The sequence below is a fragment of the Flagellimonas hadalis genome, assembly GCF_007785775.2.
GTDB classification, from domain to species: Bacteria; Bacteroidota; Bacteroidia; order Flavobacteriales; family Flavobacteriaceae; genus Flagellimonas; species Flagellimonas hadalis.
Genome location: NZ_VNIK02000002.1, coordinates 167,073 through 183,200, shown reverse-complemented (window position 1 = coordinate 183,200; position 16,128 = coordinate 167,073). Strand labels below are relative to the sequence as shown.

Below are 16,128 nucleotides of genomic sequence, written 5' to 3'. Positions count from 1 at the left end.
CTATTCTAATATTCCTTGTATTCTTTATTTGCTGGGTTAAAAATATGATCTACCCATTGTTTTCCCCATGTCTCCAATTCCTCTTCGGAATACAAATTTGGGAAAAATATTATTTTCTGAAAACTCGGAGGCAAAAACTCCTTCCAATTGGTACCTCCCGTGGCCTCCACTTCTTTGCCCTCCCTTGCCAAATATCGGTAGGCAGAGCCCATGTGCATCAATGGCCAGTTCACATTGGCGTTCAGGTCCAATTCCTTTAACGCTTTTTTCAGTTCTTCATTGTTCTTGGACGCATCGGGAAGTTGAAGGTATTTGTGGTATATGGTATTGTCCTTCACTTGGTTGGCTATCCGCAGAAGTCTTGGGGTGTATCGGATCTCGAATTGTTTCAAGGTCAATGTTTTTTGCCCCGTGGCCAAATCGGTCGCTCCTTTTTTCCAATAAATCTGTTCAAAAAGCTCCTCAATACTATCCTGGGACGAAAACGAATCCCTCTCTGAGTGGTGCACCAAGTGTTCCAAAGGGGTCGCGTAAAGTTCGATCATCCGATATTGGGCGGACTGGAAACCACTGGCCGGGAGCAGGGCCATACGGTAGCGAAGGAACTGCTCGCGCTCCATTCCCTTGATCATGATGCTGAACGAGGAGATCAATGCCTTGAAATAGTTGTTGGTCCTGTTCACTTTTTCTATGAAGAACGGAACATCTTGGGATTTGTCCTCCACAATCTGTTTTTGTTCATGGAGGATGAGCTTGAAATAGAGCTCCGTGATCTGGTGGTACATGATGAAGATTTCCTCATCGGGGAAGTGGGTGCGGGGCACTTGGATGCTCAAAAGGGTGTCCAGGTGGATGTAGTCCCAATAGGTAAGGTATCTTTGGTAGAGGAGCCCGTCCAGATAGGAACTCAGGTCCTGGCCCGAATTTTTGTACTTTTCTTCAAGTTTGTTGATCTGGGACTGGATTTTTTCACCATTCTTCATCAATGCCGATCTACTAATTCATTATAATTTTAAACTGGTTCCTTAACCCATTATATGCCTCCAAGTCCGCTTTCAGTGACCCAACGGCCAAATCTGCCTTGATCCGGATGGGAATCTTGTTCAAGTCATTGGATATCCAAAGGGTAAGACTCTCCTTTTCCTTGAAAACACGGCCTGATTGAACATAAGGCCTAAATTTAAGACATTCCACTTTTCCAAACTTGGTTCTGATGACTTCTTTTCCCAAATATTTCAATTTGAACTGGAATACACCATCATCGTCAAAGAGCATGTCCAAATTGATGGACTGTCCTTCTTCAAACGTCTCCAGATTGTAATTGTTCCTTAAATAATAGGAAGCTGAGATCAGGTCCTGGATCTGGTCGTGTACGGGAATATCCATTTGAGTACTGTTCTTATGGTCCTTTAGGACGGCCTTTTTCTCGTTGTAGTCAAAGTTGATCTCTATGTCCTTGGTATATCCTCCCTCATCGATCTTACGGATAAATTTATAGGGTTTTCCGTTCCTGCGGCCAAAATAGCTCTCATAGGTGTCGTCCACCTTGAAGAATATGCTGGCAAAACCCGTAGTCTTCCCAGTGCCCACCACATGGTACACGGGAATGCTGTCGAGGGTCTCGGAGCTCAGGTGCAACGTGGCATAGCTGGCATTGAGCAAGCCATAATGTATCCTGAACTTCAGCCATTCCCCCGACTTGAATGCAGGCTGGAACTTTTGCCCCATCAGAGGGACGGCCATGAGCAGGAAAAGTAGGGGCAGTATTTTTTTCATAGGTTTTTTTATGGATATAAAATTAACAAAATCAGTGTTCGGGGCATTTGGTTTACATATACTTAAACAAAACTTGTTCCAAAATAGTATGTACAAAAAAAGCCCAGTCTTAAAACTGGGCTTTTCCTAAATAACCAACCAAACTTTAAATTATGAAAAACCAATACTTAAAGTTATAAGGGAACCACCCCTTATCGGGAACAAATATACGCCAAGCTTTTGTAGGAAAATGAGTTTTTAACGGACTTTAACTATACTCCTCCTTTTTTGATGGCCAAAGACTATTTTTTTGACAAAATATTAAGAATATTGGGGGTTTTGATAAATTCTTAACACTAGAACCAAAATCCCACACTAAAGAAAATACTGTCATTTTTTATCTCTGGCGACCACGAATAGTAAACCTGTACCGGACCCAAAAACGACTCAAACCCATAGCCCAATCCATAACCGGAATAATTGGGTTGGGTGAACCAGTCCCCGGTCCTAAAAAGATCATCCGCGACATTGGCAAAATTGGCCGAGAAAAGGATATGGTTCTTGGGTGCAAAGTTATAGTCCAATCTGCCGAATGCCTTCACAAAACTGTTCCCGGGTATGCTTAAAAAATCATATCCGAAAAAGGGCACAAAATTGTTCACAAAATCATTCCCGAAACCTCCCAGCACAAAATCAAAGGAAGTCACCTCGGAGGTACCCAGTTTTACGCCGCCCGATGCTTCAACGTTCAGAATCAGTCTGTTCACCAAGGGAATCACGGTGCCCAAGCGGCCCTTGGCAATGGAAAACTCCCTGAAATTGTCATTGAAATCCGAAGAGAACAGGTAAACGTGGTAATCGCTATCGAAAAGCAGTCCCTTTGTGGGGAAATATTTGTCATCATAAGTGTCCAAGGTAATCTTCCCAAAACCACTGAAATAATTGGAATTTTCAAAATAGGTCCTCTCCGAGGTGGGTGTCGCCTCAAGGTCCTCCCCCAACTGGTTGAGCGTCCTTGTACTATACTTCAAGAGTTTGTGCTCCGCACCTATGGTAAAGGCAAATTCTTCCCGTAGCACCGTCTGTAAATAGATCTGATTGGTCAGATCGGTGACATCAAGACTGATTGTGCGGATGTTGGGGTCGGTAGGCACGTTAAAATTTCCCTGGATCAGGGAAAAGTCGATTTCCGAATCAAAGTCCGTGAACTTGGAATTGATCCCTAAACTCCAATAGTAGCCTTTGTCCAGATAATACTGCATGTTGTACCGAATGTGGTCACCGAGGATAAAATCAAAAGAGGCCACATCGTCCTTCATCAAAAAATTCTTCTTGGTCAGGTTGATGAGTGCCGCACTTTTATAGAGGTCATCATAGTGTGCGGACATTTTGATGAACATCTTGGTGGGGTTCTCCTTCAATTTCAAGATCAGGTCCGTGCCCAAGCCATTGGACACCAGTTCATATCTGATGGCCCTGAAGTTTCCGGTAGCCGAAAGGTTGTTGATTCCCTGCTTTAGGTCGTCAAATGCAATTTTCTCGGCCAGATTGAACCTCAATTTCCCCTTGATGTACCCTCTGGTGTACTGATCGTTCCCCCTTATGATCATTCTATTAACGACCAAACTGTCCATTCCCTGTATCCGTTTTCTGGGGTCAGGGGCATATTTCTGGGCCTCCGCAATTTTCTTTAACTCCTCTATTTTGGCCTTGGCCGCCTCCTCCCCGCTCTTGACAATATCCTTGCTCCGACCAAAATCGATCACAGAGAATTCATCGATGGCCGGCCTGATGTAGATGTCTGTTTCTTCCGATTTCTTCTTCATGTCGTTCACCGTGCGATAGTTGTTGATCTGCAACAATATCTCTGTGGCCGAGGAGAGGGATTCGCGTGTGGCCAGATCGTGCTGCACGTCCACCCCAATGATAAAGTCTGCGCCCATGGCCCTGACCCTTTCTATGGGATAATTGTTCACCACCCCACCATCGATCAAAATGGCCTCTTCTATTTCCGAAGGTTCAAAAAGGGACGGGAAGGTGCCACTTGCCACAATGGCTTCGGGAAGATAGCCGTGGTCCAACAATACCTGCTCACCGGTCTCCACGTTGGTGGCCATGCAGAGAAACGGAATCGGCAGTTTATTGAAATCGTTCACATCCTTGACATGGAAGAGCAACCGAACCAGTTCATTATAGATGTTTTGCCCTCCGGAAATGGCCTGGGGAAAGCTCACCTTAAAATTGGTGAACGGTAGGCTAAGTGCATATTTCTCCGAATTTTCCTTTTCGTAGAAAGTCTTGGCTCCCCTGGGCACATTGTCCTGGATAAGCTCCGTAAAGTCCGTCACCCTGAAAATGGAGTCCAGCTCCTTGGCAGAATATCCCGATGCATAGAGCGCCCCGACTATGGCCCCCATGCTGGTCCCTCCAATATAATCCACTTTCACCCCGGCCTCCTCGATGACCTTCAGTGCCCCGATGTGGGCCAAACCCTTCGCGCCGCCCCCACTTAGCACAAGTCCCACTTTGGGGGGCGGGTCGTTGCTCTGGTCTTGGGCCATCCCCAGAAGGCCCAACAAAACAAACACCAAGGTGATCTTTATACGCTTATTGTGCATGGTTCACTAATGAAAGGATTTATAAATTTTTTTTGCCTTTGCCATCCCCACAGATTCCGCGAGGCTCTCCACAGAGGCTTCTTTTATCCGCTTTACGGATTTGAAACTCTTCAGCAGTTGTTCCGCCGTTTTCTCCCCGATTCCCTCAATGCCCACCAGCTCAGTGCCTATGGCTCCCTTGCTCCGCTTGTTCCTGTGGTGCGTGATCCCGAACCTGTGGGCCTCGTTCCGCAATTGTTGGATGATCTTCAATGTTTCCGACCTCTTGTCCAGATATAAAGGTACGGGGTCTTCGGGAAAATAGATCTCCTCCAACCTTTTGGCAATGCCAATGATGGCTATCTTTCCTCGAAGATCCAAGGCTTCCAAACTTTTGAGGGCCGACGACAATTGCCCTTTCCCTCCATCGATCACTATCAGTTGGGGCAGGGGTTCATCCTCGTTGAGCAATCTTTTGTACCTTCTGAAAACCACTTCTTCCATGCTTGCAAAATCGTCAGGGCCCTCCACGGTCTTGATGTTGAAATGCCTATAGTCCTTCTTGGACGGCTTACCGTCCTTAAAGACAACACAGGCGGCCACAGGGTTGCTTCCCTGGATGTTGGAATTGTCAAAACATTCAATATGGGTGGGTTCCACCGAAAGCCGAAGGTCAGCCTTCATCTGGGCCATGATTCGTTTGGTATGCCTGTCCGGATCGGTGATCTTGATCTGTTTCATCTTGTCCTGTCTGTAGAAACGGGCATTACGCTCGGACAGTTCCAAGATCCTGCGCTTGTCGCCCAATTTGGGCAAGGTGACCTTCACATCTTCCTCCACCGTCACAGGGAACGGCAGGTAGATTTCCTTCGTCCGGGAATGGAACCGTTGTCGGATCTCGGTAATGGCCAATTGGAGGAGTTCCTCGTCCGTCTCATCCAATTTCTTTTTGATCTCCAGGGTGTGCGACCTGATGATGGCCCCGTGTGATAATTGCAAGAAGTTCACATAGGCATGGGTCTCATCCGAAATAATGGAAAAGACATCCACATTGTTGATCTTGGGGTTCACCACCGTGGACTTCGCTTGGTAATTTTCCAGAATATCTATCTTGTCCTTTACCCGCTGTGCCTTTTCAAATTCCATTTTGTCGGCCAGTTCCTTCATCTGCTGCCGGAACGAATGCAGGGAACTCTTCAGATTTCCTTTGATGATCTGCCGGATGTCCTCTATCTGGCCGTTGTATTCCTTCTCCCCTTGAAGCCCTTCACAAGGGCCCAAACAGTTGCCCAAGTGGTATTCCAGACATACCTTATACTTGCCGGCCTCGATCTTTTCTTCGGAAAGGTCATAGTTGCAGGTCCGGAGGGGATAAAGACTTTTCACGAGTTCCAAAAGGGTCCTCACCGTTTTCATGCTGGTGTAGGGACCATAATATTCCGATCCGTCCTTGATGAGTTTACGTGTGGGGAAAATTCTCGGAAAGCGTTCATTTTTTATGCAGATCCAAGGGTAGGACTTGTCATCCTTGAGCAGCACATTGTAGCGCGGCAACAGTTTTTTGATGAGATTGTTCTCCAACAAAAGGGCATCCGACTCCGTAGAGACCACAATATGTTTTATGGTATGGATCTTTTTTACCAACACCCGGGTCTTGCCATACTCCTGTTTCTTGTTGAAATAGGACGACACCCTCTTTTTAAGGTTCTTGGCCTTGCCCACATATAGAATTTTCCCTGCAGCATCATAAAACTGGTACACCCCGGGGTTATCGGGCAAGGTGCTTATCTGTACATTGATGGATGGTGGGTTGGACATACGGTTTTTGGAAAAATTACCCTGTTCGACTTTACAACAAAGTTATATTTTAATTACCGTGTTTTCTGTTAAACTTGATTCTTTGCCCTTTTGCATTGATATCTGCCCGGTTTGGATCCATGGAAATGACAACGGCATCAATTTCAATTCTTTCCCCTTTTTGAAGCATGACACCAAAAACTGGGGTTTTCCTCTAAAAAAACTATGGAAAATCCCTAATGGACAATTAAAAAGTGTTAAACTGTTGCAAAAAATGATGCATTTCACCGATAAAAAGTGCATTTCGTGGTAGATTTTAAAATTCTTTTACCTACATTTAACGGTATAAATACAATCCTATGGAAAACTATGTCATCGTTTTGGGAATGTACTTGATCTTGATGCTTTTCTTCAAGATATTCTTCTCTGTTTCAACAAGCAAGGGAGAATAAGACCATAGTGCCCCCAGAACAACCTCTAAATCTTCAACACCTAGATGTTGAAACATGAACTAAGAAAAAAATACAAGAATCTGAGAGCAGGAATCAGCCCATCACAAGCCTCAGACTTCAGTTTGATTTTAGCAAACCATGTACTTCAAATCCCAATCTGGGATTTTTTTTATTACCATATCTTTTTGAGTATCGAGGAGCAGAACGAAGTGGACACCCTCCCTATCATCACCCTGCTACAAGGGAAGGACAAAAACGTGGTCGTACCTAAGGTGAGCGGTGAAAATTCCATGGACAACTATTTATTGACCGACGGCACTGCCTTCAGAAAAAACAAATGGGGCATTCCGGAACCCGTGGACGGCATAACGGTTCCCGAAGAAAAGATCGATGTGGTCTTCATCCCTCTCTTGGCCTTTGATGCCTTGGGCAACCGTGTGGGCTATGGAAAAGGGTTTTATGATATCTTTTTGGACAAATGCAGAAAAGATACCCTCAAAATCGGGCTATCCTTTTTCGGTGCCGAAGAAGAGCCCATAACCGATGTGCATGAAAACGACGTGAAACTGGATTACTGCATTACCCCAGAGAAGGTCTATGCATTCTGATCGGCGACCTCTTCCTTTTTTTCCGCTTGCTTGGGAAATGCCTTCTTGTTGAAAACGATCAAAATACCCACCCCTGTACTGATGGCCGTATCGGCGATATTGAACACAGGTTCAAAGAACCGGAAACGATTGCTCCCCACCGAGGGGACCCAATCGGGCCATGTGGTATCTATCAATGGAAAATAGAGCATGTCCACCACCTTGCCATGGAACAGGCTTCCATATGGGTTATCGGAAAAGAGGGTGGCCACCTGGCCATTGCTGTGATCAAAGATCAACCCGTAAAAAACCGAGTCGATGATGTTGCCCACCGCACCGGCAAAAATGAGTGAAACGGCCAAGATCAAGGTTTTTGGGGATTGCTTTTTTACAATGTCCCAAAGCCAATAGCCAATCCCGAGCACGGCAAAGATCCTAAAAATGGTCAGCACCAGTTTTCCTGTGGGTTCCGAAATGGGCATAAGGTCGCTCAATTTGGTCCCCCAAGCCGCGCCTTCGTTCTCAATGAAAAGTATCTTGAACCAACCGAAGACATCATGGGACTCCCCCAAAATAAAACTGGTCTTGATATAGACTTTGCTTATTTGGTCAACAAGCAAAATCAGAACAATGATCAACAGGGATTTCTTTAAACTCATGCTTCTACTAAAGAGGTTGCAAAAATATGGATATTATTTTGTTTTCTTGAGATGGATTTGACCTTCCACCGTCTTCAGTATAAATTGGTTGTCCCCGAAGGGTATGGTTTCCTGATCCACCTTCCCGTAGGCACTTTCGGCCAGGATGTGCCCGCTGGGCGCAGTGAGCCATATATCCCCTTTTTGGGTGGCCACCTCAACCGTTTCGGAAACGTTCTCCAACATACATATCCCATCGGAAAGGGTGATGTGCAGATTTTTATACTTGCCCGTGGCATTCACATTGCTGTTCGTTCCAAAAACGGAGACCTCCTTATATTCCGGCACGCTGATCTGCAACGCTATGGAAACCACCTTGTGGGCACTGAGCTTGTCGTTGGGGTTGATGAAAATGGGCTGGAACCCGGCACTGACCAGCACCGTTGTCCCCTTTTCCTCTATGGAGACCAACAAATCCTTGGCATACTCGCCCTCAATGCTCGCAGATACCTGTACCTCATCGGTCGGCGAAGTAGTAAGGTCTATCCGATAGCAATATTGGGCATCTATCTGGATGGACTCGGTCCTGGGTCCAATGAAAGCTTTCTTTACCAATTTTTGACCCTGTAGGTGTACAAGGAAAAAAAGGGCCGGTAAAAACAATAAGGTCTTCATAACAAAAAACGCCCTAGGGCGTTTTTATCATTTTTGCATGTTCTTCGCCTCTATGCTCAAGGTGGCATGGGGAACCAGCTTCAACCGCTCTTTGTTGATGAGCTTTCCGGTCACACGGCAGATACCATAGGTCTTGTTCTCGATCCGCATAAGGGCGTTCTTCAGGTCGCGGATGAATTTCTCCTGACGGATGGCCAACTGCGTATTGGCTTCCTTGGACATGGTCTCCGAACCTTCCTCAAAAGCCTTGAAGGTGGGTGAAGTATCGTCCGTACCGTTGTTTCCATCGTTCATATAGGAACTCTTCAAAAGTTCCAAATGGCTTTTTGCCTTTTCCATTTTTTCCTCTATCAAGGTCCTGAATTCCTCCAGGTCCTTATCGGAGTATCTTACTTTTAAATCTTCTGCCATGTCTAATGCTTTTGAATAAACAATTTTGTATTCACCTCGTCGAAGGCAATCGCTATGCCCTCATCCAATTTTTCCTCAAAGTTCAGCACTGCGGTAAGCGTCTCCGTCTTGATGTATTCCTCATTACTGGAAACCGCATTTTCCACAAGGCCGTCCTTCAATATTTTGATGTCGATCTTGTCGGTCACCTCAAACCCGGAATCCTTTCGGATGTTCTGGATCCTATTGACCAATTCCCTTGCGATCCCTTCCTTTTTAAGGGCCTCGTCAATGGTTACGTCAAGCGCCACCGTAAGCGGTCCTGAACTGGCCACCAGCCACCCTTCGATGTCCTGGGAACTGATCTCTACATCGGCTAACTGTAAATTAACGGTTTTATTTTCCAATTGGAGTGTTAATTCTCCTTCTTGTTCCATTTTTTGGATGTCGTCCTGCCCCAATTGGTTCACTGCTCCCGCTATGGCCTTCATGTCCTTACCAAATTTCGGGCCCAAAACCTTGAAATTGGGTTTTATCTGTTTTACCAGAACGCCCGAAGCATCATCCAGCAATTGGATTTCCTTTACGTTCACCTCGGATTTGATCAACCCGGATACCGCTTCGATGTCCTTTTTCTGTTCTGCGTTCAAGATCGGGATCATGATCTTTTGCAGGGGTTGGCGTACTTTTATCTTTTCCTTCTGACGGATGGAAAGCACCAAAGACGATATTTTCTGTGCCAACTGCATCTTTCGCTCCAATTTTTCATTGACCATGGAGGCGTCGTACTTTGGAAATTCAGCCAAATGCACACTTTCAAAACCTTCCTTACCGGTGACTGCATCCAAATCTTTGTACAATCGGTCCATAAAGAAAGGCGCCACTGGTGCGGAAAGCTTGGCAACGGTCACCAAACAGGTGTAAAGGGTCTGGTACGCAGAAATCTTGTCCTGCCCATATTCACCCTTCCAGAAACGTCTTCTGCACAAACGCACATACCAGTTGCTCAGGTTTTCCTGTACAAAATCCGAAATCATCCGTGAAGCCTTGGTCGCTTCATAATCTTCATAGGCCTCATCCACATTTTGGATCAGGGAATTCAGCTCGGACAAGATCCATTGGTCTATCTCTGGCCTATCCGCCAAAGGAATCTCGTCCTCAGCATAGCTGAACCCATCAATATTGGCATAGAGTGCCATGAAGGAATAGGTATTGTAGAGCGTTCCGAAGAACTTTCGCTTTACCTCGACCACTCCTTCAATATCAAATTTAAGGTTGTCCCAAGGGTTGGCATTGGAGATCATGTACCAACGGGTGGCATCGGGTCCGTGCTCTGGCAAGACTTCAAAGGGATCTACCGCATTGCCCAAACGCTTGGACATTTTTTTGCCTTCCTTGTCGAGCACCAATCCGTTGGAGACCACATTTTGATAGGCAATACCATCAAACACCATGGTGGCAATGGCATGGAGGGTATAGAACCATCCGCGGGTCTGGTCCACCCCTTCGGCGATGAAATTGGCCGGAAAGGCAACCCCATCGTCAATCAATTCTTTGTTTTCAAAAGGGTAGTGCCATTGGGCATAGGGCATGGAGCCACTATCGAACCAAACATCGATAAGGTCCGATTCCCTTTTCATGGGTTGACCACTTGGCGATACCAAGGTGATGCCATCCACAATATTTTTGTGCAGGTCGATCTTGTCGTAATTGTCCTCGCCCATATCGCCCACCACAAAATCGGCAAACACATCTTTTTCCAGAACCCCAGCTTCAACGGCCTTGGCCATTTCCGCCTTGAGCTCTTCCACGGAGCCAATGATCAGTTCCTCCTTGCCATCGTCCGTTCTCCAGATAGGCAACGGAATGCCCCAATATCTGGATCGGGAAAGGTTCCAATCGTTGGCATTGGCCAACCAGTTGCCAAATCGACCTTCTCCGGTTGCCTTTGGCTTCCAATTGATGGTCTGGTTGAGTTCGAACATCCGATCCTTCACATCGGTCACTTTGATAAACCATGAATTCAGTGGATAGTACAAAATGGGTTTATCGGTTCGCCAGCAGTTTGGGTAGCTGTGGACATACTTTTCGACCTTGAAGGCCTTGTTCTCTTCCTTTAGTTTGATGGCAATCTCGACATCCACCGATTTTTCGGGGGCCTGGCCATCGTCATAATATTCGTTTTTGACATATTTCCCTGCCAATTCGCCCATTTCTGGACGGAAACGTCCCTGTAGGTCCACCAAGGGCACCAAGTTGTCGTTCTCATCTTTTACGAGCATGGGCGGGACCTCTGGCTCTGCCTGTTTGGCCACCAAGGCATCATCCGCACCAAAGGTGGGTGCCGTGTGCACGATCCCGGTACCATCTTCCGTGGTCACGAAATCCCCAGCAATGACCCTAAAGGCATTTTCGGGGTTGTCGTTGGGCAATGTGTACGGAAGAAGCTGCTCATACCGAATTCCGACCAAATCTTTTCCCAAACAGCTCTGGCCTACCCAGTATGGGATTTTTTTGTCCCCTTCTTTGAAATTGGACAATTCTTCGGCGGTCTCGACCTTGGCAAACTTCCCTGAAAAATTATAGCTGACCAGGTTTTTGGCCAATATCACTTGGATGGGTTCGAAGGTATATTGGTTGAAGGTTTTCACCAATACGTATTCAATTTTTGGCCCGACGGTCAAAGCGGTGTTGGAAGGAAGGGTCCAAGGAGTGGTGGTCCAAGCCAAGAAATAGGCCTCCCCCGACCCCTCCGGTGGAGGGGAAATTTTAAAAGCATCCCACACAGATTTTCCACCATTGGTGGGCAGGAGACTCTTGAACTGTGCCGTTACCGTGGTATCCGTCACATCTTGATAGGTGCCGGGTTGGTTCAGCTCGTGCGAGCTCAAACCTGTCCCCGCCTTTGGCGAATAGGGCTGTATGGTATACCCTTTATATAGAAGTCCTTTATCGTAGATCTGTTTCAGCAACCACCAGACGGACTCCATGTACTTGGGTTTGTAGGTGATGTAGGGGTCATCCATATCCACCCAGTACCCGATCTTTTCGGTCATTTCGTTCCAAACGTCCGTGTAGCGCATCACCGCTTTTTTACAGGCGGCGTTGTACTCCTCTACCGATATTTTCTTGCCGATATCTTCCTTGGTGATGCCGAGTTCCTTCTCCACCCCTATCTCTATGGGCAGTCCATGGGTGTCCCAACCGGCCTTTCGCTTCACTTGAAAGCCCTTCATGGTCTTGTATCTTGGGAAAATATCCTTGATGGTGCGGGCCATCACGTGATGGATGCCGGGCATGCCATTTGCAGATGGGGGGCCTTCATAGAAGACGTAGCTTTCCTTGCCCTCCTTGGTGGAAACACTCTTTTCAAAAATCTGTTTGTCCTTCCAAAAGTCCAGAACTTCTTCCGATACCTTGGGCAAATCCAATCCCTTATATTCCGCAAACTTCATAAACTGCTACTTCTTCTAGAATTCAAGTTTGCAAAATTATAAATTTAGATGGAATTATGGCCTACCCATCGTCTATTAGAATTTCCTTAATCTCCTTAATGTAAATATGATAAGGGAACAATCCCTATTTCAAGTAAATTTTTGTTATTTTGATTCTACATTAACACTAATCCATTATTTGAAATGAAAAAAGTATGTATCGCCGTAATGGCCCTATCGCTATCCCTGTCGGTAATGACCTCTTGCAAGGATGCGCCTGAAAAAGCAAAAGAGGCTTCCGAGGAGGCTGGTGAAGCCCTTGAAGAAGCTGGTAAAGACCTGAAAGAAGCTACCAACGATGCCATCGACACGGCAAAAGAAGTGGGCGAGGACGCCAAGGAATTGGGTGAAAAAGCCATTGACAGTCTTGAAAAGGCTGGCAAAGAGATGAAAGAGGCCGCCAAAAAGGCCATTGATAGCATCTAGAAGCCATTTTTATCAAACCAAGGCTGTCTAAAAAGTGTCATTCTGAATGAAATGAAGAATCTTTTAAAATTCAATTATCTGATAATAGAGATTTTTCGCCTCTCCCTTCGACTGCGCTCAGGGTGACAGCTCAAAATGACAATTTAATCACTTTTTAGACAGTCTTTTTTCTTCTAAAACACATAACCTACTCCCAGAATCAAATTGGTCCCCGGTGCCACTATCCCAGACGAATAGGTCCTGTAACGTTGGTTCGTCATGTTTTCCAAGGCCATGGTCGCTTTGAGGGCATTGGAAATCTGGTATTGCGACCTGAAATTCAAGGTGTACCACGAAGGCGAATACGGATTTCCATTACGATCACTGGCATAGATATAATCCTTGCTTTGTTCAGAAAGGGACAACCCCTTGTTACTGATTTCCCCATTGTAGTTCACGAACACATCCGCCTTTAGTTTTTGGTTCTGCCAGATCAGGTGCACGTCACCAAACGTCGGGGCGGCATGTCGGGCAGGAGTATCCGTACCGCTGTCATCTTCTTCCGTACCTTCCGTGAGGGTGAGGTTGGACAACAGCGACCAATGTTCATCAAAATAGGCTTCCAGCCCGAATTCAAATCCATAGACATAGGCCTTGGCCGCATTTTGGATGGCCTGCACATTGCTCAGTTCGCCATTGTATTCAATCTCGCGCTGCCCATTGAAGGTAAAGTCCCTTCGGACCAAAGCATCCACTAAATAGGTGTAATAGGCAGCCCCTTTGAACACCACCACATCATCAAAATTCTTCTTGATGCCCAGTTCCCCGTTATAGGCATATTCGGGTTCCAGATCTGGGTTGGGCACCACCACGGAGCCGGGTTCCGAGTCGAAAATCTTCCCAATATCGTCAATATTAGGCGCCCTAAACCCTGTGGAACCGTTCAAGGTGACCTGAAAATCCGACCATGGGAACCAACTGACCCCCAAACTGCCCGTGAGTGCCCCGGTCACAATATCGGCCTCTTCAAACGGGAAAGGATAAAAGGTGTTTTCAAATTGGGCATCCACCCAAACCTGGCTATACCGTATTCCCGACAGCACGGTGAGGTTGGGCTTCACTTGATATTCTCCATTGATGTACCCGGCAAAAGTCTGCCATGTGGCCCCATCGGGATATCGGGAGGCGGTCAACTCCCGCTCATCCGTCTCAATATCTTTCACACTTCCTTCCGAGTGGACCTTGTTGAAAATGTACTCCGCACCATAAAAGAGGTTCAGGTTGCCCATTTTTTTGTTCTCAAAATCCAAATTCATAGAAATGGCGTCCACCTTTTCCCGTGTGGAATAGAGCTCTACATCTCCAAATCCACGATCGTGTCTGCTTTCTTCAAAAAATTGATAGGCCGTCGTCAACTTGACGCCGTCATAAAACTTGTTCTTCCCCTTTTGGGTGACCTGAAAATTCCCCATGAACCATTTTTGGGGACCGTAGTACCATTCTGCGGAACGAAGTCCCAAACCATCGCCGGTGGGGCGTATCAACCTATCGTATCTGGAATAGTCCGATGTTTCCGAATAGTACAGCCCCAAATCATAGTTCCACGAAGTATTGGGCCTGTAGGCGAACTTCTGGAGAAAATTGAACTGATCATATCCGGAGGTCACTTGCTTTCTGGGATCATCATTTTCCACCAAAACATCGGTGCCGTTCTGCCGCACCACATAATTGTTCCGCAAATAGGAATCGGGGCCATGCTTTCCCATCTTCAAATCATCAAAATCATTGTAGGTGAAACTGGTGTAGGATGCCCATTTCCGTTGCCCAAAATTAAAATCCACATGGGCCGTGTTCTCATTGTTCGCCGTGGCGTAGCGATAGGTTGCATGACCCGAAAAGGCAAGACTGTCTGTATATGAAAAACGGGGTCTCTCCGTATAGAAGTTCATGACCCCTCCAATGGCATCACTACCATAGATCACGGAACCTGGTCCGAAGGTGATCTCGGTCTTTGCTATGGAAAACGGGTCTATGGATATCACATTTTGAAGGTTGCCACCCCTGAAAATGGCATTGTTCATCCGAACGCCATCCACGGAAAGCAGGAGCCTGTTGGTGGCAAAACCGCGTATCATTGGGCTTCCTCCGCCCAATTGGCTTTTCTGCACAAATACCTTCCCACTGTTCTGCAAAAGATCGGCAGAGGTTTGGGGTGAGGTAAAGTAAATGTCCCGCGCGCCGAGGGTCTCCACTTTTTGGGGAATCCGTTTTTTCTGCTGCTCCCACTTGGAAACGGACATGACCACTTCCTGTAGTTCTTCAGCCTTTGTCTGGAGGTACACCCGATGGCCCCTTCTACCGATCTGCGATTTGGTGGCCGTGTAGGTCTCATAACCAATATGCCGAAAGGTGATTTTCTCATCTTCCCCAAAAATGCCCAGATCGGTATTACCTCGGGAATCCGTAATAGTTGTTTTGCTCTGGTCCTTGTTGAACAGGGCCACATTATCCACAGGTATTCCGCTATCGGCGTCCAAAACGGTTATCTGTTGGGCATAAAACGTGAAGGAGAAAAGTAAAAAAATGAGGGCCGAGGCTAGTTTTTGGTTTTGCATTTCAATGGAATACTTCATTTAGTACGGCAAGCGACTTTGGTTCCCTGAATCCGTGCACATGCAACCGGAAATACAAGATCACCGTTTTCAAAAGTTCCCGCCTTTGGAATTTAGTTAGTTGTACAGTCTGAAGTGCATCAAAATCCATGCCCAAAAATTTCTTAAAACCGATTAGGTTTTCACTCTGTATCAACGGGTTAAGTGATGGTGTTTCACAGAATTCCCCTTCTTGAAGGTCAAAGAAAGGAGCTTCTTCCAAGGAAGTGTCCGGGTAGAAGCCCAGATATTTGGTTAGGTTCAATAAAAAGAGGATATGGAAATTGGGGGAAAGGGCATGTTCATCCAACCATAGCAGGGCATGCTCCAAATAGTTGAAGAGTCCTTGGTCCTGCTCTTGTTCGTGGATGCTGCTGCCCAACATTTCCGCGAGAAAAAGCACCACGCTATTTTTTAGGATGTCTGTGTGGACGGTACGGTAAGGCGTTGCCACCTTCACTTCCCGGATGCCTTCCAAAGTGCCTTTGTTCCTGTGGCTGGCCACAACCTCCAATTGCATCAAAGGAAGAAAATAGGCTGGTTTCAGTTTTCCCTTTCCAGAAGAAAACACCCCTTTCAACAAATAGGATTTCAATCCATCGGATTCGGTAAATGCCCTGACGATGAGACTGGTGTCTCCATACTTCAATGAGGAAAGAACGATTGCCTTTGTGGTGATTTGCATGG

The 16,128-nt window shown here is 46.4% G+C and carries 12 protein-coding genes; 2 read left to right on the top strand and 10 right to left on the bottom strand.

From position 1 onward, the window contains the following. Nucleotides 1-5: 5 nt before the first annotated feature. The 4 genes from FOT42_RS04955 to uvrC all read right to left on the bottom strand — a co-directional run bounded on the left by FOT42_RS04955 (nucleotide 6) and on the right by uvrC (nucleotide 6,170). Complete coding sequence (locus tag FOT42_RS04955; RefSeq protein WP_151889478.1) at nucleotides 6-983, bottom strand: tryptophan 2,3-dioxygenase family protein; 978 nt, start codon at nucleotides 981-983, stop codon at nucleotides 6-8. 13 nt (nucleotides 984-996) lie between these two features. Then, nucleotides 997-1,776, bottom strand: a complete 780-nt coding sequence (locus FOT42_RS04950) for a DUF3108 domain-containing protein (protein WP_151889477.1) — start codon at nucleotides 1,774-1,776, stop codon at nucleotides 997-999. Between the two features lie 335 nt (nucleotides 1,777-2,111). Next, nucleotides 2,112-4,373, bottom strand: a complete 2,262-nt coding sequence (locus FOT42_RS04945; RefSeq protein ID WP_151889476.1) for a patatin-like phospholipase family protein — start codon at nucleotides 4,371-4,373, stop codon at nucleotides 2,112-2,114. 6 nt (nucleotides 4,374-4,379) lie between these two features. Continuing rightward, nucleotides 4,380-6,170 carry an excinuclease ABC subunit UvrC gene (gene uvrC / locus FOT42_RS04940; protein WP_151889475.1) on the bottom strand — a complete coding sequence of 597 codons (1,791 nt, stop codon included), beginning with the start codon at nucleotides 6,168-6,170 and terminating at the stop codon, nucleotides 4,380-4,382. Between the two features lie 475 nt (nucleotides 6,171-6,645). On the opposite strand from uvrC, the gene FOT42_RS04935 reads away from it, so the two are divergent. Then, entirely contained in the window at nucleotides 6,646-7,209 is a 564-nt protein-coding gene (locus FOT42_RS04935) for a 5-formyltetrahydrofolate cyclo-ligase (RefSeq protein ID WP_151889474.1), read from the top strand. Here FOT42_RS04935 and FOT42_RS04930 read toward each other — a convergent pair. The 4 genes from FOT42_RS04930 to ileS all read right to left on the bottom strand — a co-directional run bounded on the left by FOT42_RS04930 (nucleotide 7,197) and on the right by ileS (nucleotide 12,346). Continuing rightward, entirely contained in the window at nucleotides 7,197-7,847 is a 651-nt protein-coding gene (locus FOT42_RS04930; protein WP_151889473.1) for a lipoprotein signal peptidase, read from the bottom strand. The genes FOT42_RS04935 and FOT42_RS04930 overlap by 13 nt on opposite strands. 33 nt (nucleotides 7,848-7,880) lie before the next feature. Next, on the bottom strand, nucleotides 7,881-8,441 hold the full coding sequence (locus tag FOT42_RS04925) for a hypothetical protein (protein ID WP_226789804.1): 561 nt from the start codon (nucleotides 8,439-8,441) through the stop codon (nucleotides 7,881-7,883). A gap of 87 nt (nucleotides 8,442-8,528) precedes the next feature. Further along, nucleotides 8,529-8,912: a TraR/DksA family transcriptional regulator gene (locus tag FOT42_RS04920; RefSeq protein WP_108422488.1), complete on the bottom strand. Its 384-nt coding sequence runs from the start codon at nucleotides 8,910-8,912 to the stop codon at nucleotides 8,529-8,531. Between the two features lie 2 nt (nucleotides 8,913-8,914). Next, nucleotides 8,915-12,346: an isoleucine--tRNA ligase gene (gene ileS, locus FOT42_RS04915; protein ID WP_151889471.1), complete on the bottom strand. Its 3,432-nt coding sequence runs from the start codon at nucleotides 12,344-12,346 to the stop codon at nucleotides 8,915-8,917. 183 nt (nucleotides 12,347-12,529) lie between these two features. On the opposite strand from ileS, the gene FOT42_RS04910 reads away from it, so the two are divergent. Beyond that, nucleotides 12,530-12,811 (top strand): hypothetical protein, encoded by a 282-nt coding sequence (locus FOT42_RS04910; protein WP_151889470.1) that lies wholly within the window; start codon nucleotides 12,530-12,532, stop codon nucleotides 12,809-12,811. A 173-nt stretch (nucleotides 12,812-12,984) separates the two neighbouring features. On the opposite strand, the gene FOT42_RS04905 is transcribed toward FOT42_RS04910, so the two are convergent. Both FOT42_RS04905 and recO read right to left on the bottom strand, forming a co-directional pair. Then, on the bottom strand, nucleotides 12,985-15,423 hold the full coding sequence (locus FOT42_RS04905; protein WP_151889469.1) for a TonB-dependent receptor: 2,439 nt from the start codon (nucleotides 15,421-15,423) through the stop codon (nucleotides 12,985-12,987). Beyond that, a complete protein-coding gene (gene recO, locus FOT42_RS04900; RefSeq protein ID WP_151889468.1) occupies nucleotides 15,407-16,126 on the bottom strand; it encodes a DNA repair protein RecO in 720 nt (239 codons plus the stop codon). The genes FOT42_RS04905 and recO overlap by 17 nt, the downstream gene beginning before the upstream one ends. Nucleotides 16,127-16,128 lie beyond the last annotated feature (2 nt).